Source organism: Novosphingobium sp. BF6 (genome assembly GCF_058273105.1).
Window position 1 is genome coordinate 987,318 of record NZ_CM177775.1, and the last position, 25,297, is coordinate 1,012,614.

Here is a 25,297-nt window from a genome sequence, read left to right on the forward strand (position 1 = left end):
GCCCTGAATCGTGCGGCATCATGCGTGTCGCCGAGAAGACACACTGCTTCTTTTCACAGATTGTGACGGAGCGGTGGGTGCCGGATCGCTCGACCGGTCCTATATTCGACGTGTGGCAGCAGGCGCCCTGCGACGTCGACGCTGCCGCATGCCGTTGATTTGCGGGAGAATACAATGAGCGCAGATGATCTGATCGCCGCCCTTGGGAATCGTATCAAGCCGGGCGGGAAGACCTCTGCCCTCCAGCCCGCGATTGCCCGGCGCATTCGCGATTCGCTGCTGCCGGGCGATCTGTCCGGCGACAGCGCCTGGATCGAGGAAGCCGCGCAGGTCCTGCTCGCTGCCGCGGCCCGCCGCGAAGCCGGTGTGCCGGCGATCGACATCACCTCGGAGAATGGCGAGCGCCGCTACTTGCGCATTGCCGTCGTCAACGACGACATGCCGTTCCTCGTCGACTCGGTGGCGGCGGTTGTCGCCGAAGCCGGTCTGGTGATCGACCGGCTCGCGCACCCCGTGCTTCCCGTCGAGCGTGACGGCGAGGGGGCTATCGTCGGCATTCCCGAAGCCGCCGGTGAAAACACCCGCCGCGAATCGATGATCTACATCGAGACCGACCGCGCCGACGCCCGGCAGCGCCGCGATCTTCAGGCCGCGCTCGAAACCGCGCTGGCCGACGTGCGCGTCGCCGTGGTCGACTGGCCGAAGATGGTCGCGGCCATGGATGCCGATGCCGACCGCACCGACGATGCCGAAGGCGCCGAACTCCTGCGCTGGTTCGCGGGCGGCATGCTGACCCAGCTTGGCCATGTTACCCGCCGCCGCGACGGCAGCCAGACGGACGAACTCGGCATCTGCTCGCGCGACGCCCGCGGGCTCTTGTCCGACTCCAGCTACGAGCGCGCCTTCGAGGCCTTCGACGCGCAGCTTGCCGCAGGCGAAGTGCGCGCGCCGATGGTCATCAAGGCCAATGTCATCGCCCGCGTCCACCGCCGCGTCCCGCTTGACCTGTTCCTCGTGCCCGTGATCGAGGGCGGAAAAGTCACGGCGCTCTCGGTCCATGCCGGCATGTGGACGAGCGCCGCGCTCGCCGTCGCGCCCGATCGCGTGCCGCGCCTGCGGCGCCTGCTCGCGGGTCTCGGCAGCAAGCTCGGCTTCGATCCGGGCGGGCACACCGGCAAGGCGCTGGCCCATGCCATGACCAGCCTGCCGCACGACCTGGTGCTCGGCTTCGGCGAGGCCGACGTCGAGCGTCTGGCAACGACGATGACCGCGCTGGTCGACCGTCCGCGCCCGCGTCTGGTGGTTACCGCCTCGCCGCTCTCGCGCCACTTGTTCGCCTTCGTGTGGATCGCCCGCGACACCCTGTCCACCCAGATGCGCAAGCGTATCCAGGCGATGATCGAGGAAGCCGCGCAGGCCCCCACGCTCGATTGGTCGCTCAGCGTCGAGGCGGGCAATCTCGCCATGCTGCGCTACACCCTCGATATCCGCGAGGGCGAACACGCGCTCGACGAGGCCGCGCTCGACCACAGCCTCCAGGTCATGCTGCGCGGCTGGGGTGAGGCCGTGGAAGCCGGTCTGGCCCAGACCCTGGAACCGGGCCGCGCCGCCGCCATCGCCGCGCGCTATGCCGAGGCTTTCCCGATCTCCTACCGCAGCGACTACGGCCCGGCCGAAGCCGCGATCGACATATCCCACATGCGCAGCCTCGTCGTCGGCGATGCCGGAACCGACCTGCGCGGCAGCCGCGGCGTGCGCCTCTACCGGCACGAGAACGGCGAGGCGCCGCAACTGCGCCTGAAGATCTATCAGGCGGAAGGCAGCCTGCCGCTGTCCGACGCCGTGCCCGCGCTGGAGAACTTCGGCTTCCGCGTGCTCGCGGAAATGCCGACCCCGCTCGACAAGGGCCGCATCGGCACGATCCACGACTTCACGCTTGCCTTGCCGGCCGGCCGCGACGCGGGCGAAGTGCTGGGGCTCGCGCCGATGATCGAGGATGCCTTGGCGGGCGTGCTCAACAACCTCGGCGAGAACGATCCGTTCAACCGCCTCGTCCCCGGCCTCGGCCTGTCCAAGCGCGAGGCCGACTGGCTGCGCGCCTGGTATCGTTATCTGCGCCAGGCGGGCATGCACTTCGGCATCGGCACCGTGGTCGATGCGCTGCTCGGTGCCCCGTCCGTGACCCTGGGTATCATCGACCTGTTCCGCGCCATCCACGATCCCGCGTTCAAGGGCGACCGCGCGGCGGCCAAGGGGCAGGCGCAGGAAGCGATCCGCGCCGGTCTCGCCAATGTCAGCGCGATCAACGACGACCGCGTGCTGCGCGCCTTCCGCGATGTCGTGGCGGCGATGCTGCGCACCAATGCCTTCGCCCCCGCCGGGCAGACGGCGCTGGCCTTCAAGTTCGATTCCGCGCTGGTTCCCGGCCTGCCCAAGCCGTTGCCCTGGCGCGAGATCTTCGTCTATTCGCGCCGGGTCGAGGGCATTCACTTGCGCGCCGGACCCGTCGCGCGCGGCGGCCTGCGCTGGTCCGACCGCCGCGACGACTATCGCACCGAGATCCTCGGCCTGATGAAGGCGCAGCGCGTGAAGAACGCGGTGATCGTGCCGACCGGCGCCAAGGGCGGCTTCTATCCCAAGCAGCTTCCCGACCCCGCGCTTGACCGCGCCGGTTGGGCCGCCGAAGGGCAGGCGAGCTACGAGGTCTTCATCGGCACCCTGCTGTCGATCACCGACAACATCGTGGCGGACAAGGTCGTCCACCCCGAGGCGGTGGTGATCCTCGACGGTGAGGACCCCTATTTCGTCGTCGCCGCCGACAAGGGCACCGCCAAGTTCTCCGACGTCGCCAACGGCATCGCCGAATCGCGCGACTTCTGGCTGGACGACGCTTTCGCCAGCGGCGGATCCAACGGCTACGACCACAAGGCCATGGGCATCACCGCCAAGGGCGCCTGGCTCTCGGTGCAGCGCCACTTCCTCGAAATGGGCGTCGACGTGCAGAGCGACCCGGTCCGCGTGATCGGCTGCGGTGACATGTCCGGCGACGTCTTCGGCAACGGCATGCTGCTGTCGCAGTCGCTGAAGCTGGTGGCTGCCTTCGATCACCGCCACATCTTCCTCGATCCCGATCCCGACGCGGCGAAGAGCTGGGCCGAGCGCAGGCGCATGTTCGACCTGCCGCATTCGAGCTGGGACGATTACGACAAGGCGCTGATCTCCAAGGGCGGCGGCGTCTTCTCGCGCAAGTCCAAGTCGATCCCGCTGACCGACGAAGTGCGCGCGGCCCTCGGCATCGAGGCGACCGAACTCGATCCGGAATCGCTGATCTCGGCGATCCTCTGGGCGCCGGTTGACCTGCTGTGGTTCGGCGGCATCGGTACGTACGTGAAGTCGTCGGGCGAGAACAACGCCACTGTCGGCGATCCGGCCAACGACGCCCTGCGCGTCAGCGCCAACGAACTGCGTGTCCGCGTGATCGGGGAGGGCGCCAATCTCGGCGTCACCCAGGCCGCGCGCATCGAGTTCGCCTCACGCGGCGGGCGCATCAACACCGACTTCATCGACAATTCGGCGGGCGTCGATTGCTCGGATAACGAGGTCAACATCAAGATCGCGCTGGCCGCCGCCAAGCGGGCCGACAAGCTCACCGAGGAAGAGCGCGTAGAACTGCTGCGCGAAATGACCGACGAAGTGGCCGAGCTGGTACTGGAGGACAACCGCCTCCAGGCCCTCGCGCTCTCCATCGCCGAGCGCGGCGGGGCGACGGCCATGCCTTCGCACATCCGCCTGATCGAGACGTTGGAGGAAGGCGGCAACCTCGACCGCAAGACCGAGGGCCTTGCCGACAACGAGTCGCTGGGCCGCCGCGCGCAGGACGGTCGCGGGCTGACCCGCCCCGAAATCGCGGTGCTGCTTTCCAGCGGCAAGCTTGTGCTGCAGGCCGCAATCGAGGCCTCCGACCTCGCCGCCGACGCCACGCTCCAGCCGATGCTGCTCGCCGCCTTCCCGCAGCCGATGCAGGCGAAGTACGCACGCTTCATCGAAGGCCACCGTCTGGCGGGCGAGATCATCGCCACCAAGCTGGCGAACCGCATCGTCAACCGCCTCGGCATCGTCCATCCCTTCGAACTGGCCGAGGAAGAGGGCGCGGACCTCTCGCAAGTCGCCGCCGCCTTCGCGCTGGCGGTGCAGCTCTTCGATCTCGATGCGCTCTGGGAGCGGCTCGAAGTGGCGCCGATGACCGAGGACGCGCGCATCGCCCTGTTCGACCGCACCGCAGGCGTCGTGCGCGGCCACATGGCCGACCTCCTGCGCGCAGGCGCCGGACAGGCGGCGCCTGCCGAAGTGCTCGCCCGGATCGGCAAGCCGGTCGCCGCGCTTTCGGTGGACACCCATGAACTGCTCGGCGAACGCATCGCCGCGCACTCGCGCAAGCTGCGCAGCGGGTTGCTCGAACTCGGCGCGCCCGAGGCGGAGGCCGCCATGGTCGCCAACCTCTACGACCTCGACGGCGCCGTCGGCATCGCCGCACTCGCCGCCGATACCGGGATCGATCCGCGCCAGCTGGTCGGGGCCTTCACCCGCATCGGCGCCGGCCTCGGCCTCGACTGGGCACAGGCCAGCGCGACGATCATGAACCCCTCCGATCCGTGGGAACGCCTGCTCGTTGCCGGCCTCGCGCGGGACTTCCAGCAGATGCGCCTCGACTTCCTGCGGCGCCTCGCGGGAACGAAATCGGGCAAGTCCGACCCGGCTGCCGCCGCCGAGGAATGGGGCCGCGCGCATATCGCCGCGATCCAGACCTTCCGCGCGATGGTCCAGCGCGCGGAGAACACCGTGCCGCTCAGTCCGGCCATGCTGGCGCAGATTGCCAGCCAGGCGCGGAACCTGCTCGGGCGGTAAGAAGGGAAGGGGAAAGGCAGGGGTTTACCACCCCTGCACCCCGTGTACTGGCGATCTTGTGCGTGCCGGACGCCTCGGGCGCTCCTAGCGGGGTGTTTGAGGTCTCCCGGCGCTACCCTTGGTGCAATGCGCAAAAAACGGCGGTTGCGCAACCGACCCTCACTCGAGCGGCAAGGCGCGCGGCTCCTTGATCGCTTCCAGCACGATGCTGGACTTCACATCCCGCACGCCGGGAATCCGCACCAGCGTCTTCAGCGTGATCTGCGAAAGGTGCTCCACATCCCGCGCGATGATGTGGACGATGTAGTCCATGTCCCCCGTCACTGCATGACAAGCGATCACATAGGGATTGTCGCGGATCGCCTGCTCGAACCGGTTGATGTTCTCGTCGATATGGGCGTTGAGGTTGATGAGGACATAGGCCTCCAGTTCGAAGCCCAGCTTGCGCGGATCGAGCACCGGGGCATAGCCCAGGATCACCCCGTCATCCTCCAGCCGCTTGATCCGGCGGCTGACCGGAGTTGCGGAAAGCGCGGTGCGTTCCGCCACTTGCGCCACCGGCATTCGCGCATCCTCCTGCAACGACGCGATGATCTTGCGGTCGAATAGATCCAGCTGCATGAATCGCCTGCCTTGACCATGGTTTATGGTGGAAACCACTCTTATAGCGTATCACGGCGCGCGCAAATGCATGAATCTGGCGCAGGTCTTGTGATAATCTCGCGGGAATGAAGAAGCCCTCGACCGAAACATCATCGAGCGAGCTTCGGGGAGAGTACGAACAGGCCGCCGACGATTATACCGTCGGACAGGACTGGCAGGCCTATACCCCGGAGATGCACGAGCGCTGGCGCCGCCTCCACGCGCGGCAATCGGCGCTGGTGGAGACTCATGCCTGCGCGGCCTTCCGCGACGGTCTTGCCCGGCTCGACTGCGCCGAGGGCATTCCGCGTTTCGAGCACGCCAACGCGATCCTCGGCCCCGCGACCGGCTGGCGGCTTGTCGCGGTGCCGGGCTTCATCCCCGATGCGGTGTTCTTCGACCACCTCGCCCACCGCCGCTTCCCTGTGACGCGTTGGCTGCGCGAGGAGCATGAGCTGGACTATCTCGTCGAGCCGGACGTGTTCCACGACTTCTTCGGCCATGTGCCGATGCTGCTGGACCCGACGATCGCCGATTTCCTGGAGCTTTACGGCAAGGCCGGGGCGCGGGCCATGGCGATGGATGCGCTCGACATGCTGGCGCGGATCTACTGGTACACCATCGAGTTCGGTCTGGTGCGGGAAGACGGTGGCCTCAAGGTCTTCGGGGCCGGGATCATCTCCTCCTCGGGCGAGACGCGGTTCTCGCTGGAAGACTCCGAGGTCCTGCGCCTGCCCTTCGAGGCCGTCCGCGTCATGCGCACCGGTTACATGATCGATGCCTTCCAGAAGACCTACTTCGTCCTCGAAAGCCTGCCCCAACTGATCGAGGACCTCGTCTCGCTGGACTTCGGCCCGGTCTACGAATCCTGGCGCGCGGCGCCGCCCATTCCCGCCGGAGACCTGCTTCCCGGCGAAATCCCCTTCGGAGAACTGACTTCATGACCGACATCTTCGACAATCCCATCGGCCTCGACGGTTTCGAATTCGTCGAATTCTCGGCGCCGGAAAAGGGCGTGCTGGAACCGGTGTTCGAAGCCATGGGCTTCACGAAGATCGCCCGCCACCGCTCGAAGGACGTGGAACTCTGGCGGCAGGGCGGGATCAACTTCATCACCAATTACGAGCCGCACAGCCCGGCCTGGTTCTTCAGCCGCGAGCATGGCCCCTCGGCCTGCGGCATGGGTTTCCGGGTAAGGGACGCGCGCGCGGCCTATGCCGAACTGCTCGCCCGCTCGGCGGAGCCGGTACAGGTCGCGACCGGCCCGATGGAACTTCACCTTCCGGGCATTCGCGGCATCGGCAATTCGATCATCTACCTGATCGACCGCTACGAGCGGAACGGGGATGGTGCCCTGTCGATCTACGATATCGATTTCGACTATCTGCCCGGCGTCGATCGCCATCCGGTAGGCGCGGGCTTCGACCTGATCGACCACCTGACCCATAACGTCTACGGCGGCCGCATGGCCTATTGGGCGGATTACTACGAGAAGCTCTTCAACTTCCGCGAGATCCGCTACTTCGACATCAAGGGCGAATATACCGGCCTCACTTCCAAGGCGCTCACCGCGCCGGACGGCAAGATCCGCATTCCGCTGAACGAAGAGGCCGAGGGCGGCAAGGGCCAGATCGACGAATTCCTGCGCGCCTTCAACGGCGAGGGCATCCAGCATATCGCCCTCATCTGCGACGATCTCATCGGTGCCTGGGACCGGCTGAAGTCGCTCGGGGTGCCGTTCATGACCGCGCCTCCGGAAACCTACTACGAGATGCTCGACGAACGCCTGCCCGGACACGGCGAACCCGCCGAGGAACTCAAGATGCGCGGCATCCTGCTCGACGGCACGACGGACGGGGGACAACCGCGCCTGCTGCTCCAAATCTTTGCCGAAGCCCGCGTCGGGCCGGTGTTCTTCGAATTCATCCAGCGCAAGGGCGACGACGGCTTCGGTAACGGAAACTTCAAGGCCTTGTTCGAAAGCATGGAGCGTGACCAGATTCGCCGCGGTGTGTTGAAGATCGAGGAACCCGCAGCCTGACGAAGTTGGGAGAGAGGGGCAGGCCCACGCAGGTCTGCCCCCAATTCCCGGGAGAATGAAGATGACTGAAAAGACCCCCGTTCTGGGTGGAATCCACCATGTCGCCTACCGCTGCCGCGACGCCAAGGAGACCGTGGAATTCTACCGTGATGTGATGGGCATGGATTTCATGCTCGCCATCGCCGAGGATAAGGTGCCTTCCACCGGCGCGCCCGATCCCTACATGCATGTCTTCCTCGACTGCGGCGGCGGCAATGTGCTGGCCTTCTTCGAGCTGCCCAATGCGCCGGAAATGGGGCGCGACGAGGCGACCCCGGCCTGGGTCCAGCACATCGCCTTCAAGGTCGAGAGCGAGGAAGGCCTGCTCGCGGCGAAGGAACGTGCCGAGGCGCGGGGACTGTCGGTAGTAGGTCCTGTGCACCACGGCGTGTTCAAGTCGATCTACTTCTTCGACCCCAACGGCCACCGTCTGGAACTGGCCTGGCAGTTCGGCACCGCCGGCCAGATGGCCCAGCTCAAGGCCGTGGCCGAGGACATGCTGGAGGAATGGTCGCGCACCAAGAAGGCCCCGCGCCACGCCGCCTGGCTGCACGAGAAGATCGCGGCGGAGACCTGAGAGCGTGAAGCTCTACGGCTACTGGCGCAGCTCCACGAGTTACCGCCTGCGCATCGCGCTGGGTCTCAAAGGGCTTGAATACGAGCAGGTTGCGATCAACCTGCTCGACGGGGAGCAGCGCTCCGCGGAATATCGCCGCCTAAACCCCTACGGCGGTGTTCCGGCGCTGGAGATCGACGGGCGTATCCATGCGCAGTCGATGGCGATCCTGGAATGGCTCGACGAGAGCTTTCCCGATCGGCCGCTGCTCCCCCGCGATGTCGAGGACCGCTTCGCCTCGCGCGAACTGGCGATGGCGATCGCCACCGAACTCCACGCGCCGCTGAACCTGCCGGTGCTGAAGTATCTGAAGCACGATCTCGGTCATGGGCAGGAGGAGGTCGATGCCTGGTATCGCCACTGGATCGCCCGCACGTTCGAGGGCGTCGAGGCGCGGCTTGCTCAGCGGCGCGCCGGAGATTTCCTGTTCGACGCGCCGGGATTGTTCGAATGCGTGGCTGTGCCGCAGCTCTACAATGCGCGGCGGTTTTCCTGCGATCTCGGCGCTTACCCTCACCTGACCCGGATCGAGGCGGCCTGCCGGGAGCATCCGGCGTTCATCGCCGCGCATCCCGACCGGCAGCCGGACAAGAGGTGAGGTCGGCGGTCAGTCCTTCGGGGTGACCCAGACTTCTACGGGTGCCACGAACTTGCCCGGCGCGGGCTTGCCGACATGGACGCGGTCGGCGGTGACCAATTCGCCGCTGGCGAGGTTGAAGCTGGCCCAGGGCTTGGGCATGCGGCCGAAGGTCATCTTCTGGATGGGCTGGCCGGTGGTCGAATTCATGATCGTGGCGATGATGCTCATCCGCCCGCCCGTAGCGAGATCGGAGAGATTCGGTCCAGCGGGTAGGCCGAGCTATGCCCCGTCCAATTCCTTGGCGCCCAACAAATCCTCAGCCTTCGGCAGGCGCCAGCAACAGGTCCCGCAGCGCGTGGAGGCTCGGCAGGATTTCCGCGCAGAGCAAGGTCTGTTCCTCGGTGGCGGGCAGCAGGTCGGGCACCATGACCGTGGCGATTCCGGCCGAAGTGGCCGAGCGGACACCCGCCGGGCTGTCCTCGATGGCGACGCAGTGCGCCGGATCGACGCCAAGGCGGCTGGCGGCAAGCAGGTAAGGCTCCGGATGCGGCTTGGCCTGAGTCACGTCGTTGCGGGTGACGACGACATCGAAGTAGTGCAGCAGCCCCGCCTTCTCCAGCCGCTGCTGCGCATAAGGCGCTTCCGAGGAGGTGGCGATCGCCATCGGTATGCCCGCCCTGGCGAAATGTTCGAGAATAACCTCGGCGCCGGGCCGTAGCGGGATTCCGGCATCGAGCATGGCCGTGAAAGCCATGTCGCTTTCGTCGAAGAAGCGGTCGAGCGGGAAGTCCGGACCCATGTGATCGGCCACGAGGCGGCGCGAACCGTCGCGGTGAATGCCGACCATCGAATTTTGCAGCTCCGCCGAGAGCGGATAGCCCATCGCCTTGCCGGTCACCGCGAAAGCCTTGCCGTGCAGGGCTTCGGTGTCGAGCAGGGTCCCGTCCATGTCGAAGATCGCCGCGCGGATCGGGTCGGGCAGCACGGCGGAGTGAATCGTATCGGGAAGGGAAGCCATGCCTTCAATATGACCTCTGACGATGTCGAGACCATTGCAAAACGGGAACGGGCAGTTGCGTAAAGCGCTTCATGCGTTGACGTAAGTCACCGTATCTCCCGGCCCGACGCCCAGCAGCGCGGCGGCGGCGGCATCCAGCGTCACGCCGCCGTCGGCCGCGTCGATCTTGCCAAGGCAGGCGCGGAACTCGGCGAGGCGGCCGGTGGCGACGAGGTGGCTGGCTTCGGCATCGTCCGCATCGGCGATCACGGTGATCGCGGCGCTGCGCGCTTCCTGCACGGTGCGGATCTGGTCCGTCTTGGCGATCATCGTCGGGCCGCCGTCGAAGATATCGACATAGTTCTGGAACGCGAAGTTCTCGTTTTCCAGCATGCGCATGGCGGGCCGCCCGGAATAGTGCGGCTGGCCCATCACCTGCCGCGCCGCTTCGGAGAGCAGGGCGCAGTAGATCGGGTGCTTGGGCATAAGGTCGGCGATGAACTGGTTGCCGTGCTTGGCGTTGAACTCGTCGGCATCGCGGAAGCTCATGTCGAAGAAGCGCCCGGCAAGGCCGTCCCAGAACGGCGAGTTGCCGGCATCGTCGATGGCGCCGCGCAGCTCGGCCAAAGTGGTATCGCCGAAGCGCGAGCGGTGCGCCTTGATGAACAGGTAGCGGCTGCGCGCCAGCAGCTTGCCGACGCCTGCCGAACGCTCGGTGGCGTCGAGGTAGAGGCCGCCGACTTCGCTCGCCCCGTCGAGGTCGGTGCAGAGCGTCAGCATCTCGGCGCGGAAGGTACGGTCCAGTTCCTTGGAGTGCTGGGTGATCCGGCCGAGGCGATAGGAGTAGAACGGAAACTCGGTGCCGACTTGCGAGAAGGCCTGGCAGGTGCCGCGCACTTTGCCGGTCTCGGTGTCTTCGAGGATGAAGACGAACAGGTCGTTGGCGATCTCATCGCTGTCGCGGGCGAAGCTCTTGGCGGTGCGCTTCAGCTTCGCGTCCAGAGTCGGCTTGTCGGGCGGCAGGTTGGTGAAGCCGCCGCCGGTGCCCTTGGCCATGCGGTAAAGGGCTTCCAGGTCCTTTTCCTGTGCGGTGCGCAGGAGGAATGTCATGCGGGCAGAACTCCGTGGCGGGCGTTGATTTTACGCATTTTCCGAGTCGTCATGTGAAGGCACATGACTAGAAAATGCTTAGGCGATGAAGGACGAGGGCGGTGAGGCGGGCGCGGGCGTCGAGCGAATCGGCCAGCAGGTATTCGTCCGGCGAATGGATCGATCCGCCCAGCGCGCCCATGGTATCGAGCACCGGCACCCCGCAGGCGGCGATATTGTTGCCGTCGCAGACGCCGCCGGTGTCCTTCCAGCTCATCGGCTGGCCGAGGTCGGCGGCGGCCTTGCTGACGAGGCCATAGAGCGCTTCGGTCTTCTCCGAGATCGCCTTGGGCGGGCGCGAGACATGGCCGTGGATGTGCATGTGCACTTCGTGCGCGGCCGAGACTTCGGCGACGGCGGCCTTGATAAAGACCTGCGCCTCGGCGGCGAGTTCGGGCGTGGCCGGGCGCATGTTGAAGTGCAGGATCGCAAGGTCCGGCACGGTGTTGTTGGGCGCGCCGCCTTCGATCTTGGCGGGGTTCACCGAAAGGCCGGGGCGGCGCATCGCGGCAAGCCGCAGGGCAAGGTCGCTGGCGGCGAGGATAGCGTTGCGGCCTTCCTCGGGGTTCCGTCCGGCATGGGCGGAGCGGCCATGGACGGCGACGGCGTAATTGCCCGAGCCGGGCCGCGCGCGCGCCATCTGGCCGCCGGGGAGCGCCGGTTCGTACGTCAGTGCGGCCAGTTTGCCTTGCGCCAGTTCCGCGATCAGCGGGGCGGAGGAGAGCGAGCCGGTTTCCTCGTCGCTGTTGATGAGGACATCGTAGCCGAGCGTCGGACCGGCGCGCTCGTAAGCGGCGAGGCCCGCCAGCATGATGGCGAGGCCGCCCTTCATGTCGGCCGTGCCGGGGCCGTGGAGCGTGTTTGCGTCCAACCAGTCGCAGGTCTGGAAGGGGTGATCGGCGGGGTAGACGGTGTCCATATGGCCGGTGAGGATCACCCGCCGCTCCGCCTCGGGGCGCACCGAGAGCACGAGGTGGCGTCCGTGGACGACCTCGCGCGTCTGGCCCCGGCTATCCACTTTCTCGACCGGGGCGGGATCGACCAGCCTGACCTCGCCCGGCAGCGCGGCGAAGGCATCGGCAAGGCGGCTCGCCATTGCGGCCAGTCCGTCAAGGTTTCCGGTGCCGCTGTTGATCGTCGCCCAGTCGAGCGTGTGGGCAAGGATCGGGGCCCGCTCCACCGGAGCGAGCAGGTCCTGTTCGGCTCCGGTCAGGTCCGTCATCCGCTGAGCTTGCCGGCCAAGAGTTTACCAACCAGCGCGCCGCTGTTGCCGCCCACGTTCGCCGCCTCGAAACTGGCGACCGGATAGGCGCAGTAGTCGGCGGCGTAGTAGGCGCTGGGGCGGTGGTTGCCGCTCTCGCCGAGGCCGCCGAACGGCATCGATCCGGCGGCGCCGGTGGTCGGGCGGTTGCGGTTGACCACGCCCGCGCGGCTTTCCAGCACGAAGCGGTCCCACAAGGCGTCGTCCGCGCTGACGAGGCCCGCCGAAAGGCCGAAGCGCGTGGCATTGGCGGCGGCAATGGCGGCATCGAAATCGGGTACGCGGGTGACTTGGACGATAGGGGCGAAGATCTCCTCGTCGGGCACGTCCACGCCGGTCACGTCGAGAATGCCGGGGGTGACGAAGGCGCCGCTGCGGCCTTCCACGCCTTCGAAGGCGCGGAGCACGGTAGCGCCGCGCTCGACGAGTTCGGCGAAGCGTGCCTTGGCAGCCTCGGCGGCCTCAGCCGAGATCAGCGGGCCGAACCATGGCTCGGGCGTCTCGTGCCATTCGCCGATGGTGACGCGATCCGCCAGCGCGGCGACGGCATCGACCAGCGCAGAGCCGAAGCCGTTGTCCGGCACGATCAACCGGCGCGCGCAGGAGCAGCGCTGACCGGTGGTGATGAAGCTCGATTGCACGACGACCGAGGCGGCCTCGTCCACGTCGCCGTCCCACGCGACCAAGGGGTTGTTGCCGCCGAGTTCGAGGGCGAGGATCACGTCGGGCCGGTCCGCGAAGATGCGCCGGAAATGCGCGCCCGCGCCGGCCGAGCCGGTGAACAGCAGTCCGTCGATATGGCCGGCCACCAGTGCCTCTCCGGTGGCGCGGGCGCCTTGGACGATCTGGAACACGCCGTCCGGAAGGCCCGCTTCGGCCCATGCGTCGGCCATGGCCTGCCCGGTGGCCGGGGTCATTTCGGAGGGCTTGAAAACAACCGTGTTGCCCGCCAGGAGGGCGGGGACGATATGGCCGTTGGGCAGATGGCCGGGGAAGTTGAACGGCCCGAGCACCGCCATCACCCCGTGCGGGCGGTGGCGCAATACGGCGGCGCCGAAGGGCATATCCTGCCGCTTCTCACCCGCCCGTTCGGCCTGCGCGGTAATCGACAGGCCGACCTTGCCGATCATCGAGGCGAGTTCGGTGCGCGTTTCCCAGAGCGGCTTGCCGGTCTCGCGGGAGATCACCTCGGCAATCGCGTCCTTGCGGGCTTCCAGCACGGCCTTGTAGCGCAAGACCGCCTCGACCCGCGCGGCGACGGGCAGGGCGGCCCAGGCCGGAAACGCTGCGTGGGCACGCTCCAGCGCGGCATCGACGGCGGCGGCATCGGCCACTTCGCCTTCCCAGACCAGCGCGCCGCTGGCCGGATCGAACGAGCGGAGCAGGCTCATGCGCCTCTCGTCACCGCGAAGATGCCGGTGGCATTGCCGGAATCGAACGTAAGATCGAGCTTGCCGGTCTCCGGATCGATGTCGCGGGTGATGAATTCGTAGAACGAGCCTGGCACCGGCAGCGGCACTTCGCTGCCGTCGGCCTCGCGGAACGGGCGCACCACCTTGTCGGCGAGGATCGCGGTCTGACGTACGCGGCCGTTCTGCGAAATCTCGACCGAAGGCTTCATCGGATAGCCGTCTTCCCTGAGTTCCTCGGCCAGCGCCGCGACATTGGCGGTGCGGGTGGTTGCATGGTTGAAGGCATTGCCCTCGGTGGCGATCCAGGCGCCTTCCTTGGTTTCGGGCAGCAGCACTTCGTAGTCGGCCAGCGTGGGCGGCTCGTGCTGGCGCTCGAAGCAGGCCAGCGCGCCCTTCAGCGCGACGACGGCCTGGTCGAACGGGCAGCTGCCTTGCGCGGCGAGCGCATCGAGCGCGGACCATTCGGCCTCGCCCAGCGGGTCTGCCGACGTGCCGAAGACGTTGGCGCAGGCCGCCTGCGCGACTTCGGAAAGCTGATCGACATGGAGTTCGGACACGAAGAACTGCGGGATCGTCTCCGGCAGGTCGCGCTGGACATAGGCGCGGCCGGTCATGCGCAGCTTGGGCAGCGGATAGAGTCCGCCCACTTCGTAGCCCAGCGGCACGAGGAAGCGGGCGAAGGCCTCCTGACCGCGCGGCAGGGCGCCGGTCTCGCCGTCGATCGTGCGCAGGGCACCGTGGTCGAAGACGATCGTCTCGCCCGCCTCGCGCACCGACTGTACATAGCGCGCGGCGGTCGGCACACGATCCAGCAGGTCGGCGAAGAGCGCGGCGTTGAGCGCCATCGCGACTTGCGCACGGCTGACGGTTTCGCCGCTGCCCGAGAGCGCGGGGTCGATGGTGAGGACGGTCAGGGCCGAACTCGCGGCATCGGCGCCGATCGCCGCCGAAACGAGGCGGAAGAGCGTCTGATCCTGATCGGCGAAAAGGCTGGAGGCGGAGGGCATCGTATTCCCGTCGTTTCTCTGTTGCGCGTAGATCGGACATAGGAAAGCCCCATGGCCAAGTCCATGCCGCGCAGAAGCGGGCCGCGCTTTTTTGTCTATACTTTTAGGCGCGAGCCAATGGCGCAGAGATGCGATTCGCAACTGCACAAATGTGAACGCAACGGAATTCCGCGCTCCGCATGGCTTTGAGGGCGGGCGGCCTGTCGCTTTATGACGAATATTTTGCAGTGCAGCGGGAAACTCATGGCACTCTCAGGCTTTCATTGAGCATTCTCCTCCCATCAATGCGGGGTGCGCATGAGCCTGATGCCTCGTGAACAAGAGTCCGGCCGGAAATCGGACTCCGACAAAGTTCGTTCGATCTTCGAAGCGATCCCTGCTGACACCGATCCGGTGGAGCGGACGCCGCGTCGGCCGCTCCATATCGCTCTGGTCGGCAATTTCGCGCCGCGAAAGTGCGGCATCGCCACGTTTACCACCGACATCTTCGAGAAACTGGGCGAATTCCATCCCCAGACGACGATCGACGTCTATGCGCTCGACGATCCCCTGCAGCGGTTGGAATATGGCAGGCTGGCCGGGAAGATCGCCAGCAACGACCCCGAGGACTATGCCCGCGCCGCCCGCCGGATCAACGAGGCGGGAGTCGATGCGGTCTGGCTCCAGCACGAATACGGCATCTTCGGCGGTCCCGACGGCGAAATGGTGCTGGACTTCGTGGACCGTCTCGCGGCGCCACTGGTGCTGACGCTGCACACCGTGCTCTCCGCCCCTTCCGAGCGCCAGCGTGCGATCCTGCGCCACCTGATAGCCCGCGCCTCGCGGATCATGGTCATGTCCCGCCACTCGCGCGACCTCTTGGAAAGCGACTACGGCGCGCCTGCGCGCGTGCTCGAAGTGATCGAGCACGGCGCCCCCGACCGCCCCTTCGGCCGCCACGACGAGTTCAAGGAAAAGCTCGGGCTGGAAGGCCGCAAGGTCTTGATGACCTTCGGACTGCTCAGCCGGGGCAAGGGGCTGGAACATGCGATCCGCGCGCTGCCCGCGATCGTCGCTCGCCATCCCGAGGCGGTCTACCGCATCGTCGGCGCGACGCATCCCAACCTCGTGGCGCACGAGGGCGAGGCCTACCGCGAGGAATTGCAGGCGCTGGCCGAAGACCTCGGTGTCTCCGCGCATATCGCCTGGGAAAACCGCTTTCTGGAAACCGACGAACTGCTCGATCAGCTCGAAGCCTGCGACATCTATCTCACGCCCTATCTCGGTCTGCAGCAGTCGACCTCGGGCACGCTGAGCTATGCGGTGGCGCTGGGCAAGGCGGTGGTCTCGACGCCCTATGTCCATGCCCGCGAACTTCTGGGCGAGGATATCGGCCGCCTGATCGCGCCGGGTTCGAGCGAGGCGATTGCCGAGGCGGTGAACGCCTTGTTCGACCGCCCGGCGGACCTCTCCGCCATGCAGCACCGTGCCTGGGCGCGGGGGCGCGAGATGATCTGGCCGCGCTTTGCCGATGCCGGGCTGCGCCTCGTTACCCGTGCCTGTGCTCCCGAACCGGCAATGCCGCCGATCACCGCGACGCCCGGTCTCGCCGCCGTACTGGCGATGAGCGACGGAACCGGCATGCTCCAGCACGGGGTCGGCGTCGTGCCGGACCGGCGCCACGGCTATTGCCTCGACGACAATGCCCGCGCGCTCATGCTGATGAACGTGGCACGCGGCCTGCCGGTGGCCGAGCGGATGAAGTGGAGCCTCGTCTATGCCGCCTTCGTGCAGTCGGCCTGGAACCCGGAGCTTGGCCGCTTCCGCAATTTCATGCGCTTCGACCGCAGCTGGTGCGAGGACGAGGGATCGGAGGACTCCAACGGCCGCGCCATCTGGGCGCTGGGCCAGACTTGCGAGCGGGCGCCCGACCAGAGCCTGTCGGACTGGGCGCTCCAGCTTTTCGAGGACGTGCTACCGACCCTCGCCCTGATCGAATCGCCACGCGCGCGGGCCTTTGCAATGCTCGGCGCCTGCGCGGTGTTGCGCCGCGATCCGCGCCACGCAGCGGCGCTCGACTGCGTGCGGCAGGGCGGCGACTTCCTGATGCGCCTGCTCGGCCATGGCCGCCGTCCCGACTGGGCCTGGTTCGAGGCGGTGCTCGGCTACGACAACCCCCGCCTGCCGCAGGCGCTGATCGAGGCCGGACTGGCGCTCGGCGAGGAGAGCTGGATCGGTGCCGGGCTGGAGACGCTGGAATGGATCTGCATGCAGCAGATCTCCGCGCGCGGGCAGTTCCGGCCAATCGGCTCGGAAACATTCGGCAAGCCCCATGCCTACCTGCCCTTCGACCAGCAGCCGCTGGAGGCGCAGGCCGCCATCGAGGCCGCGTGCAGTGCCTGGACCGCGACGCACAGTGCGGTCTGGGGCGAACATGCGCTGACCGCGTGGCACTGGTTCTTCGGCGGCAACGATCGCGGGGTAGTGCTCGCCGATATTGCGACGGGCCGTTGCCGCGATGGGGTCACACCGAGGGGCGCCAATGCCAATTGCGGTGCGGAATCCATTCTCGCCTTCCAACTTTCGCATTATGCTCTGGCCGAGCTTGCCGTTTCGGCGCCGCTGGGACGCGGCGGCGGACTGGGGGGCGGATTCGGAGGAGGATTGCTTGAATCGGCCCGAGAACGTCTGGTCTGAACCGCTCCACATCTTCGAGACTCGCCTCTACGCCGATCCGGCGCGAGTCGTGCTGCGGCCCTTCCACCTCGGCTGGCAGGGCAAGAACGCGCCCGGCGACCGCGCAAGCAGGCTCGTCGAGGACGTCGCCAGCCTCAGCGAGGAGCAGGTGGCGAGCGAGTACGAGCGCGTCCTGCGCGACTTCAAGGAGCGCCACTGGCAGACCGAGAACATCTTCGCCGAGCGCTTCGACGAAGTGGCGAAGAACCTGGAACTCGATCCCGCCCAGTTCTCCGAGACCCGCCAGCGGCTGATCGGCGCCTATTTCTGCCATGAGTATACTTTCGCGGCGGCGGCGCTGATGAACCCCTCGATCGTTCCGGCGCCCGACCAGTCGGGGATGCAGGGCGATTCGGTGCGCTTCATCATGAGCCTGCGCGCCGTGGGGGAAGGGCACATCAGCTCGATCGCCTTCCGCGAGGGCATTGCCGATGCGGACGGCACGTTCTGCCTCTGGCCCCAGGCCTCCTTCGCGACCTCGGTGGAACTGGACAGGGAGGAAGAGGTCGATTGCGAGGAGACCGTCTGGGTCCATCGCCACGCCGAATCGAACCTGTCGAACACGGTGATCTTCCCGATCACCGAGCAGCAGCGCGGCGGGCTGGAGGACTTGCGGCTCGTGCGCTTCGACCACGGCGGCGGCGATTACGAATGGGTGGGAACCTACACCGCCTATTCCGGCAGTTCGATCCGCTCCGAACTGCTGCGCACGCGCGATTTCCGTCGCTTCGAACTGGAGCCGATCCGGGGGCGGGCCGGGCGCAACAAGGGCATGGCGTTGTTTCCCGAGAAGATCGACGGCCGTTTCACGATGGTCGGGCGGCAGGACGGCAAGAACCTGTTCCTGCTGCGCTCCGACGCGCTCGACACCTGGGACGACGACGGCGTGCTGCTGATGGAGCCGAAGTACCCCTGGGAATTCATCCAGATCGGCAATTGCGGCAGCCCGATCCCGACCGAGCACGGCTGGCTGCTGTTCACCCACGGCGTCGGCGCGATGCGCAAGTATGCGCTGGGCTGCGCGCTGCTCGACCTCAAGGACCCGTCCAAGGTGCTCGCCCGCACGGTGGAGCCGGTGCTGACGGCGGAAAACGCCGACCGCTCCGGCTATGTGCCGAACGTGGTCTATACTTGCGGCGCGCTGAAAGTGGGGGAGCGGTTGCTACTGCCTTACGGCATTTCCGATAGCACCGTTGGTTTTGCGACCTGCGAGATCGAGAATCTGCTCAAGCTGATGAGTTAAGACGCTTCGAAACAGACCCATTCTTGTCGTCACCCTGAACTTGCTTAGCTTCGCTGGCCTTCGGCTCAGGGTCCATCGGGTCGCATGCGCAGTCTTGTGATCGGCTAGCCGACGACGCGGCTTGCTTACGAGGCTGCGGGATGGGCTGCGGAATGGATCCTGAAACAAGTTCAGGATGACGAAGTGGGTGGGGGCAGGGTCGTGCTAAATCCCGCACCCGTCTGTAGGTCTGCGACGGGGCGGCGGCCGATTTTGGCGGCCGCCCCGCACCAAGCCCGTCAGCCGTGGGCGCCGAATTCGTTCGCCAGCGCCGTGGTGATGCGCAAGGACAGCGCATAGCACCTTGCGATCGGATCGATGAATTCACGGTGGATCTGCGCATAGCCGGTCGCGCTCGAATCCGGGTAGTCGCTGGGCTTGTCCACGGTGAAGTCGTCGATCGAGGGGAAGCTCGTCGGGAACGCCCGGCGTAGCTGCCCCAGGCCGTCCTCGACACGCAGGGTGAAGAACATCTCCAGCACGTCGTCGCGGCTGATGTCGTTCGCGCGGCTGAACTGCGGGACCATGACGGCGCGCAGGAACATGTGCTTGAACAAGGCGATGCGCAGGCTTTGCAGCACGCCGAGACTGCGGCGGGTATGCTCGCGGTCCGGCAGCGGGGCTTCGCCCGGCAGCTGGTCGAGCAGGAAGTGCAGCTTCATTGCATCGACGCGCAGGCGCGAGGCGAGGCGGCGATAGACGCCCGCGCGGTCGTCCTTGGTCAGGTATTCCGCCAGCTTGAGGCAGGCCTCGGCAATGTGCCGTTCGTCGCCGCGATAGGGGCGGCTGGCCCAGTAGGCCGAGTTGAACAGCTCGCCATAGGCCGCCACCGTCTTGATCGATGCCAGCGCATTGGCGTGCCGGGCAAGGCGCATCAACTGCTGCCCGCGCTCGCTCTCGCGCAGCAGGGCGGCCACTTCCTCGCGGTTGCCATCGGAGGCGGTGCCGATGCCCGCGATCACGTTCACCGGATAGCCGAGCTGCTGGAGGATCGCGTTGTGCGGGATCGCACGGATCTGGCGCAGGCTCATCGAGCGGTCCGACGCAAGGTCCGACTGGCGGCGCGACTTGCGGCTGCCGGTATCGTTGAGCAGGCCCAGCCCGAAGGCGGTGATCGCCCGGCTGTAGGTGGCCGATTCCAGATGCTCGTGTTGCACGCCGCGGATCGCGCGGTAGAAGTCGAGGCTAAGGTCGGTGCGGCGATAGAACAAGTCGGTCGGCGCATCGGCGTCGGCGCCCCACAGCGGCATTTCGGCCATGCGGGTAAGCGTGGCGAAGGCCAGTTCGTCCGAGCCGAACCAGAGGTAGCCGTCGCCGCCCTGGAACGAGACTTCCGGCTCCAGCCGGATGCCCGCGCGCAGGAAACGGCGGCGCGCCCAGGGGCTCATCGGCCACTGGAAGCGGTCCTTGAGGCTGGAGGGATGCGCGCCGCGGCCCATCGATTCGCCGTGAGTGTTGAAGATCAGCGCCGAAACGTCGGTGAGGCCATTTGCGACCATCGCTTCGGAAAGGCGGCCCTGCAGACGCTCGATGGCGAGCGCGGCGGGAATCTGCCCGACGAAGCGGCCCGCGTCGGAAAAGCCGGTCTGGATCGAGACGCGGCCGCGCTTGTGGGCGTAGTCGCGGTAGGCAGGCTCAGCCAAGACAGCGTCGAGGAAACGGCCGCCGTGTTCGAGCGCCGTCTCGGTCTCGAACAGGGGCGAGACGTCGACCTTCTCGTCGATCCCGAACATCCGCGCGAAGTAGAGCGCGGCGAGGATCGTCGTCGGCTCCTCGCACTCGGCCACCAGCATGCGGATCGGCGCATCGGCGTCGATATGGCCGAGGATCTGCGCCATCGCCAGGAACTGGCGGATAGCGGTGGAATTCTCGATGGCGAGTGCGGCGAAGTTGGATTTCAGCGGGGTGACTTCGGCCAGCAACTCGCGCATGCGGACCAGCGCGGCCTGGCTGGCGAGGTTCAGCTTGCCTTCCGGATCGATGCGCAGGCGGATCGCGTTCTGCAGCTGCGAGGCGTTCACGCGGAAGTGGATCCAGCCCATGCCGAGGCCGTCCGCGCGCATGGCGGCAGCGGCCACGAGGAGCGTGCGGGCCTGGTCCTGATCGGCGTGGCGGGCCTCTTCCTCCAGCCGGGCGATCACGCCTTCGAGGCTGACGAGGCGGTCGGGATGCTCGGCGGTCAGGGCATTGGCGGCCTCCGACAGCGCTTCGGGCGAGGACAGGTCGGCGGCGAAGCGGCGGACCATGTCCTGCGTCAGCTTGGCGGCGCGGGCAAGCTGCTGCGAAATCTCCGGCGCGGCTTGCGCGAGGCTTTCCGCATAGCGGCCAAGGCGCTCTGCCTTCTCTTCAAGCCGGTAGCGGATCGAGGTGGACCAGCCGATATCGGTGCGGCCGTCCATGTCGTAGCCGACCCACGAGGCGAAGCGCGCGGGCATCGGATTAAGGCCCTTCCAGCGCTTGGGCCAGCGGGCGGCGGCCAAGTCGAACAGCCGTTCGTTGATGCGGTCGCGGGCCTTCTGGCCGCGGGCGATCGCTTCCATGGCCTTGCCGTGCTCGTAGTCGAGGGTGATCGTGTCGCGGTCGGGAGAGGCGGCGCAGACGGTGGCTTCGCTGTGGTCGCCGGTGGAGGCGGCGTGAGTCACGGCCTCGGTCTGGGCGGTGGACAGCAGGAACGTCGGGTGCCCGGTGAAGACGACATGGGCGGCGGGACGCTGCCAGCGCACGGCGAAGGCGGTGAAATCGTCCCCCGCTGCCGTGGCGTCGGCGGCGGCGTCCAGCCGCTTCTCGTTCTCGACCGGGGCGATGGGGGCGAGCAGGCGGTCAAGCCGCGCAGCGCGGGCGCGCAGCCCCTCGCACTCCATCTCGGCGACGAGGGCCTCGATCTGGTCGAGGCCCATCTCGCCGTTTTCCAGCTGGCGCGACAGTTCGAGCCCCAGCTGGAAAACCGGATTGTAGAGCGGCGTCTGGGCGGTCAGGACATGGAGTTCCTGAAGCCGGCGGTCGAGATCGTCGACCGTGGTCAGCGGCGTTCCCGCCTCAGGCCCGCTCACCGTGGAAGCCCCGCGGCGAGGCGGGCCGCCGCCTCGATCTTGGCCACATCGGGCTTGCCCTTGGGGACCATCCAGCTGCCGCCGACGCAGAGCACGGCATCGAGACCGAGCCATTCCGGCGCATTCTCCGGGGTGACGCCGCCGGTCGGGCAGAACTTCGCCTTGAACAGCGGCGCGGCGATGGCCTTCAGTGCCGGAGGACCGCCCGCCGCCATGGCCGGGAAGAACTTCAGGCGGTCGAACCCGCATTCCAGCGCGAACATCACGTCGCTGGCATTGGCGGTGCCGGGCAGGAACGGGATCTGCGACTTGTAGGCGGCTTCGGCCAGCATCGGGGTGAGGCCGGGCGAGACGATGAATTCGGCGCCCGCATCGATCGAGCGCTTGAGGTCGTCGGGCGACAGCACGGTGCCCGCGCCGACTACGGCGCCGGGAACCTGCTTCATCACCTTGATCGCCTCGATCGCGCATTCGGTGCGCAGCGTGACTTCGAGGGCGGGCAGGCCCCCTGCGACGAGCGCTTCGGCGATCGGCAGGGCATGTTCGATATCCTCGATCACCAGCACCGGGATCACCGGGGCGAGACGCATGACCTTTTCGACGGCTTCGGACGGGCTGCTCATTGGACGTGCTCCCTGATATAGGCGGCAGCCGCGCCGAACAGGCCGGGCTGCGGATGGGTGATAAGCTTGACCGGCATCTGCGCCATCATGCCGGCAAAGCGGCCCTTGGCACAGAATCGCTCGGCAAAGCCCGAGGACAGAATGGTTTCGCGGATACGGTAGCCGAGGCCCCCGGCGATCACGACGCCGCCCGCACCGTGGGACAGCGCGCAGTCGCCCGCCGCGCTGCCGAGGGCGAGGCAGAAGCGGTCCACCGCGGCGGCGGCCAGCGGGTCGGAGTGATTGGTCCCGGCGGTCCAGATCTCGACGTCGGTCAACTCGTGCACCGCGCGGTTCTCCATGGCGGCGAGCGTCTGGTAGATGTCGACGATGGCGGGGCCGGAGACGACGCGCTCGGTGGAGACGCGGTTGTGGCGCTTGCGCAGGCGGGCGAGGATCGCATCCTCGATCAGGTCGAGCGGGGCATAGTCGGTATGGCCGCCCTCGGTCGCCTGGACATGGTAGAAGCCGCCCTTGCCGTGGGGCAGGCCGTTACGCCACAAGTGCGCAACGCCCAGCCCGGTGCCCGGGCCGAGTACGCTGAGCGTGCCCGATGCGGGCAGCGGCACGTCCGGTCCGGCGAGGTGCAGGAACTGGTCTTCCGGGGCGAGCGCGACGGCATAGGCGACCGCTGCGAAGTCGTTGACCACGGTGTAGTGTTCCACGCCCAGCTTTTCCTGGATCAGGCCGGGGCGGATGATCCAGGGGTTGTTGGTGAAGCGGATCACTTCGCCGCCGACCGGCCCGGCGATCGCGATCGAGACGGCAGGGGGCAGGGTGCCGCCCATGCGTTCGCGGAAAGCCTGCCAGGCGAGCTGGAAGCTGCCGTGCTCGCTGGTGTGGAGGGTGACGGGTTCGCCCAGCGTGATCTGCCCCTCGGCGCTGACCGAGGCCAGCGCGAAGCGGGCGTGGGTGCCGCCGATGTCTACGGCAACGAGCTGCGTCATAGGCCGGCGACCTCCAGCATCGACGAGCCGCCCTGTTCGGCGCCGCCCGCATTGATGCGGAACATCGCGAAGAGTTCGCGGCCCATGCCTTCGGCAGGCGCGGGCAGCGGGGCGGGGGTGCGGCCGGAGAGATCGGCGGTGGTCGAAAGCGTGCCGTCTTCTGCCGAGAGGCGCACGATGTCGCCGTCCTGGAGATAGGCGATCGGGCCGTTTGCCAGCGCTTCCGGGGTGACGTGGATCGCCGCAGGCACCTTGCCCGAAGCGCCCGACATGCGGCCATCGGTGACCAGCGCGACCTTGAAGCCGCGATCCTGAAGGACGCCCAGCGGCGGGGTCAGCTTGTGCAGTTCCGGCATGCCGTTGGCGCGCGGCCCCTGATGGCGCACGACCACCACCACATCGCGGTCCAGCTCGCCCGCCTTGAAGGCATTGATGACGGCTTCCTGCGTCTCGAACACGCGGCACGGCGCCTCGATGGTCCAGCGTTCCTGATCGACCGCGCTGGTCTTGAAGGTGGCGCGGCCGACGTTGCCGGAGACGAGGCGCATGCCGCCGTCGGGCAGGAAGGGCTTGGCCACCGTGCTTAGCATGGTGTCGTCGCCGCTGACGGCAGGCGCGGGCTTCCACTTGAGTTCGCCGTCATCCAGCGTCGGCTCGGTCGCATAGTCGCGCATGCCGCCCTTCGAGACGGTGAGGATGTCCTCATGGGCAAGGCCCGCATCGAGCAGTTCGCGCACCACCCAGCCCATGCCGCCGGCGGCGTGGAAGTGGTTCACGTCGCCCGAACCGTTGGGATAGACGCGGGTGATGAGCGGGACGGCGGCGGACAGTTCGTCGAAGTCCTGCCAGTCGATATGGATACCGGCGCAGCGGGCCATGGCGGGCAGGTGGATCGCGTGATTGGTCGAGCCGCCGGTGGCCAGCAGGCCGACGATGGCGTTGACGATCGCCTTCTCGTCCACGACATGGCCCATCGGGCGGAAGTCGTCGCCCTTGCGGGTCATCTCGGTCACGCGGTGGACGGCGGCGCGGGTCACGGCCTGACGCAGCGAGGTGCCGGGCGGCACGAAAGCGGCGCCGGGCATGTGCAGGCCCATCATCTCCATCATCATCTGGTTGGAGTTGGCGGTGCCATAGAACGTGCAGGTGCCCGCCGAGTGATAGGAGGCGCTTTCGCTGGCCAGCAGTTCCTCACGCCCCACCTTGCCCTCGGCATAGAGCTGGCGGACCTTCTGCTTCTCCTTGTTGGAAATGCCGCTGGGCATCGGGCCGGAGGGGATGAACACGGCAGGCAGGTGGCCGAAGCGCAGCGCGCCCATGACGAGGCCGGGCACGATCTTGTCGCAGATGCCCAGCAGGGTCATGCCGTCGTACATCGCGTGACTCAGTGAGACGGCCGTGGAGAGGGCGATGGTGTCGCGGCTGAACAGCGAAAGTTCCATGCCGTCGAAGCCTTGGGTCACGCCGTCGCACATGGCGGGCACGCCGCCTGCGACTTGCGCCGTCGCGCCCACTTCGCGGGCATAGAGCTTCATCTGCTCGGGATAGCGGCCATAGGGCTGATGCGCCGAGAGCATATCGTTGTAGGCAGTGACGATGCCGACGTTGATCGCCTTGCCGGTGGCAATGGCGGGCTTGTCCTCGCCGCTGGCGGCGAAACCGTGCGCGAGGTTCGAGCACGAAAGGAACGAGCGGTCGGAATGACGGCCGGCTTCACGCTCGACCATGGCGAGATAACGTTCGCGGGTGGGCTTCGACCGCTCGATGATGCGATCGGTGACGCGGGCGACCACCGGGCTGAGATTGCTCATGGGGTTACTCCTGCACTTTCCGTCTGTCGTTTTTGTCTCAGCCTTCCGAAGCCGCCGCCACGGGATCTCCCGAGCGAGGCTTGAAGGCGTTCAGGTAACCGGTGTCAACATCTATCTTCCACCGGTTTGCGGGGAATTTCGCGCGGCCGGGCATGAGGGGGCGCCCACGCACCCAAGTCAT

General features: G+C 67.2%; 18 protein-coding genes. 7 read left to right on the forward strand and 11 right to left on the reverse strand.

Going from position 1 to position 25,297, the window contains the following annotated elements; all coding sequences use genetic code 11:
* Positions 1–174 precede the first annotated feature (174 nt).
* Positions 175–4,905: an NAD-glutamate dehydrogenase domain-containing protein gene (locus AC4D6D_RS04885; RefSeq protein ID WP_491326735.1), complete on the forward strand. Its 4,731-nt coding sequence runs from the start codon at positions 175–177 to the stop codon at positions 4,903–4,905.
* A gap of 159 nt (positions 4,906–5,064) precedes the next feature.
* Here AC4D6D_RS04885 and AC4D6D_RS04890 read toward each other — a convergent pair whose 3' ends face one another.
* Positions 5,065–5,526 (reverse strand): Lrp/AsnC family transcriptional regulator, encoded by a 462-nt coding sequence (locus AC4D6D_RS04890; RefSeq protein WP_491326736.1) that lies wholly within the window; start codon positions 5,524–5,526, stop codon positions 5,065–5,067.
* 107 nt (positions 5,527–5,633) lie between these two features.
* Here AC4D6D_RS04890 and phhA point away from each other — a divergent pair, with 107 nt between their 5' ends.
* The 4 genes from phhA to maiA all read left to right on the forward strand — a co-directional run bounded on the left by phhA (position 5,634) and on the right by maiA (position 8,841).
* Positions 5,634–6,491, forward strand: a complete 858-nt coding sequence (phhA, locus tag AC4D6D_RS04895) for a phenylalanine 4-monooxygenase (protein ID WP_491326737.1) — start codon at positions 5,634–5,636, stop codon at positions 6,489–6,491.
* Positions 6,488–7,588 carry a 4-hydroxyphenylpyruvate dioxygenase gene (hppD, locus tag AC4D6D_RS04900; protein WP_491326738.1) on the forward strand — a complete coding sequence of 367 codons (1,101 nt, stop codon included), beginning with the start codon at positions 6,488–6,490 and terminating at the stop codon, positions 7,586–7,588. The genes phhA and hppD overlap by 4 nt, the downstream gene beginning before the upstream one ends.
* 61 nt (positions 7,589–7,649) lie before the next feature.
* Positions 7,650–8,204: a VOC family protein gene (locus tag AC4D6D_RS04905; RefSeq protein WP_147218493.1), complete on the forward strand. Its 555-nt coding sequence runs from the start codon at positions 7,650–7,652 to the stop codon at positions 8,202–8,204.
* Between the two features lie 4 nt (positions 8,205–8,208).
* Positions 8,209–8,841 (forward strand): maleylacetoacetate isomerase, encoded by a 633-nt coding sequence (maiA, locus tag AC4D6D_RS04910; RefSeq protein ID WP_147218495.1) that lies wholly within the window; start codon positions 8,209–8,211, stop codon positions 8,839–8,841.
* Positions 8,842–8,850: 9 nt separating this feature from the next.
* On the opposite strand, the gene AC4D6D_RS04915 is transcribed toward maiA, so the two are convergent.
* From AC4D6D_RS04915 to AC4D6D_RS04940, 6 genes are all read right to left on the reverse strand, one after another.
* Entirely contained in the window at positions 8,851–9,051 is a 201-nt protein-coding gene (locus AC4D6D_RS04915) for a hypothetical protein (protein WP_147218497.1), read from the reverse strand.
* 88 nt (positions 9,052–9,139) lie between these two features.
* A complete protein-coding gene (locus AC4D6D_RS04920; RefSeq protein WP_491326739.1) occupies positions 9,140–9,841 on the reverse strand; it encodes an HAD family hydrolase in 702 nt (233 codons plus the stop codon).
* 69 nt (positions 9,842–9,910) lie between these two features.
* Positions 9,911–10,930: an arginine N-succinyltransferase gene (locus AC4D6D_RS04925; protein ID WP_491326740.1), complete on the reverse strand. Its 1,020-nt coding sequence runs from the start codon at positions 10,928–10,930 to the stop codon at positions 9,911–9,913.
* A 67-nt stretch (positions 10,931–10,997) separates the two neighbouring features.
* Entirely contained in the window at positions 10,998–12,191 is a 1,194-nt protein-coding gene (locus AC4D6D_RS04930; RefSeq protein WP_491326741.1) for a hydrolase, read from the reverse strand.
* Positions 12,188–13,621, reverse strand: coding sequence for a succinylglutamate-semialdehyde dehydrogenase (gene astD, locus AC4D6D_RS04935; RefSeq protein ID WP_491326742.1), 1,434 nt, complete (start codon positions 13,619–13,621; stop codon positions 12,188–12,190). Before astD ends, AC4D6D_RS04930 begins: the two co-directional genes overlap by 4 nt.
* A complete protein-coding gene (locus tag AC4D6D_RS04940) occupies positions 13,618–14,649 on the reverse strand; it encodes a 2-oxoadipate dioxygenase/decarboxylase family protein (protein ID WP_491326743.1) in 1,032 nt (343 codons plus the stop codon). The genes astD and AC4D6D_RS04940 overlap by 4 nt, the downstream gene beginning before the upstream one ends.
* Positions 14,650–14,946: 297 nt before the next feature.
* Here AC4D6D_RS04940 and AC4D6D_RS04945 point away from each other — a divergent pair, with 297 nt between their 5' ends.
* Together AC4D6D_RS04945 and AC4D6D_RS04950 are read left to right on the forward strand one after the other, a co-directional pair.
* Entirely contained in the window at positions 14,947–17,325 is a 2,379-nt protein-coding gene (locus AC4D6D_RS04945) for a glycosyltransferase family 4 protein (RefSeq protein WP_491326744.1), read from the forward strand.
* Positions 17,297–18,607 carry a glycoside hydrolase family 130 protein gene (locus AC4D6D_RS04950; protein WP_491326745.1) on the forward strand — a complete coding sequence of 437 codons (1,311 nt, stop codon included), beginning with the start codon at positions 17,297–17,299 and terminating at the stop codon, positions 18,605–18,607. The genes AC4D6D_RS04945 and AC4D6D_RS04950 overlap by 29 nt, the downstream gene beginning before the upstream one ends.
* 278 nt (positions 18,608–18,885) lie before the next feature.
* On the opposite strand, the gene AC4D6D_RS04955 is transcribed toward AC4D6D_RS04950, so the two are convergent.
* Genes AC4D6D_RS04955 through edd form a run of 4 tightly spaced genes read right to left on the reverse strand, consistent with a single transcriptional unit; the run spans position 18,886 to position 25,116 of the window.
* Positions 18,886–21,696 (reverse strand): phosphoenolpyruvate carboxylase, encoded by a 2,811-nt coding sequence (locus AC4D6D_RS04955; protein ID WP_491326746.1) that lies wholly within the window; start codon positions 21,694–21,696, stop codon positions 18,886–18,888.
* Positions 21,693–22,319, reverse strand: a complete 627-nt coding sequence (eda, locus tag AC4D6D_RS04960; protein ID WP_491326747.1) for a bifunctional 4-hydroxy-2-oxoglutarate aldolase/2-dehydro-3-deoxy-phosphogluconate aldolase — start codon at positions 22,317–22,319, stop codon at positions 21,693–21,695. Before eda ends, AC4D6D_RS04955 begins: the two co-directional genes overlap by 4 nt.
* Positions 22,316–23,305 (reverse strand): glucokinase, encoded by a 990-nt coding sequence (locus tag AC4D6D_RS04965; protein ID WP_491326748.1) that lies wholly within the window; start codon positions 23,303–23,305, stop codon positions 22,316–22,318. Before AC4D6D_RS04965 ends, eda begins: the two co-directional genes overlap by 4 nt.
* On the reverse strand, positions 23,302–25,116 hold the full coding sequence (gene edd, locus AC4D6D_RS04970; RefSeq protein WP_491326749.1) for a phosphogluconate dehydratase: 1,815 nt from the start codon (positions 25,114–25,116) through the stop codon (positions 23,302–23,304). Before edd ends, AC4D6D_RS04965 begins: the two co-directional genes overlap by 4 nt.
* Positions 25,117–25,297 lie beyond the last annotated feature (181 nt).

Coding starts and splice junctions, on each gene's coding strand:
- AC4D6D_RS04965 (WP_491326748.1), bottom strand. CDS start 23,305: ATGACGCAGCTCGTTGCCGTAGACATCGGCGGCACCCACGCCCGCTTC.
- AC4D6D_RS04905 (WP_147218493.1), top strand. CDS start 7,650: ATGACTGAAAAGACCCCCGTTCTGGGTGGAATCCACCATGTCGCCTAC.
- astD (WP_491326742.1), bottom strand. CDS start 13,621: ATGAGCCTGCTCCGCTCGTTCGATCCGGCCAGCGGCGCGCTGGTCTGG.
- AC4D6D_RS04930 (WP_491326741.1), bottom strand. CDS start 12,191: ATGACGGACCTGACCGGAGCCGAACAGGACCTGCTCGCTCCGGTGGAG.
- AC4D6D_RS04885 (WP_491326735.1), top strand. CDS start 175: ATGAGCGCAGATGATCTGATCGCCGCCCTTGGGAATCGTATCAAGCCG.
- eda (WP_491326747.1), bottom strand. CDS start 22,319: ATGAGCAGCCCGTCCGAAGCCGTCGAAAAGGTCATGCGTCTCGCCCCG.
- AC4D6D_RS04890 (WP_491326736.1), bottom strand. CDS start 5,526: ATGCAGCTGGATCTATTCGACCGCAAGATCATCGCGTCGTTGCAGGAG.
- phhA (WP_491326737.1), top strand. CDS start 5,634: ATGAAGAAGCCCTCGACCGAAACATCATCGAGCGAGCTTCGGGGAGAG.
- AC4D6D_RS04920 (WP_491326739.1), bottom strand. CDS start 9,841: ATGGCTTCCCTTCCCGATACGATTCACTCCGCCGTGCTGCCCGACCCG.
- AC4D6D_RS04925 (WP_491326740.1), bottom strand. CDS start 10,930: ATGACATTCCTCCTGCGCACCGCACAGGAAAAGGACCTGGAAGCCCTT.
- AC4D6D_RS04940 (WP_491326743.1), bottom strand. CDS start 14,649: ATGCCCTCCGCCTCCAGCCTTTTCGCCGATCAGGATCAGACGCTCTTC.
- hppD (WP_491326738.1), top strand. CDS start 6,488: ATGACCGACATCTTCGACAATCCCATCGGCCTCGACGGTTTCGAATTC.
- AC4D6D_RS04945 (WP_491326744.1), top strand. CDS start 14,947: ATGAGCCTGATGCCTCGTGAACAAGAGTCCGGCCGGAAATCGGACTCC.
- AC4D6D_RS04915 (WP_147218497.1), bottom strand. CDS start 9,051: ATGAGCATCATCGCCACGATCATGAATTCGACCACCGGCCAGCCCATC.
- edd (WP_491326749.1), bottom strand. CDS start 25,116: ATGAGCAATCTCAGCCCGGTGGTCGCCCGCGTCACCGATCGCATCATC.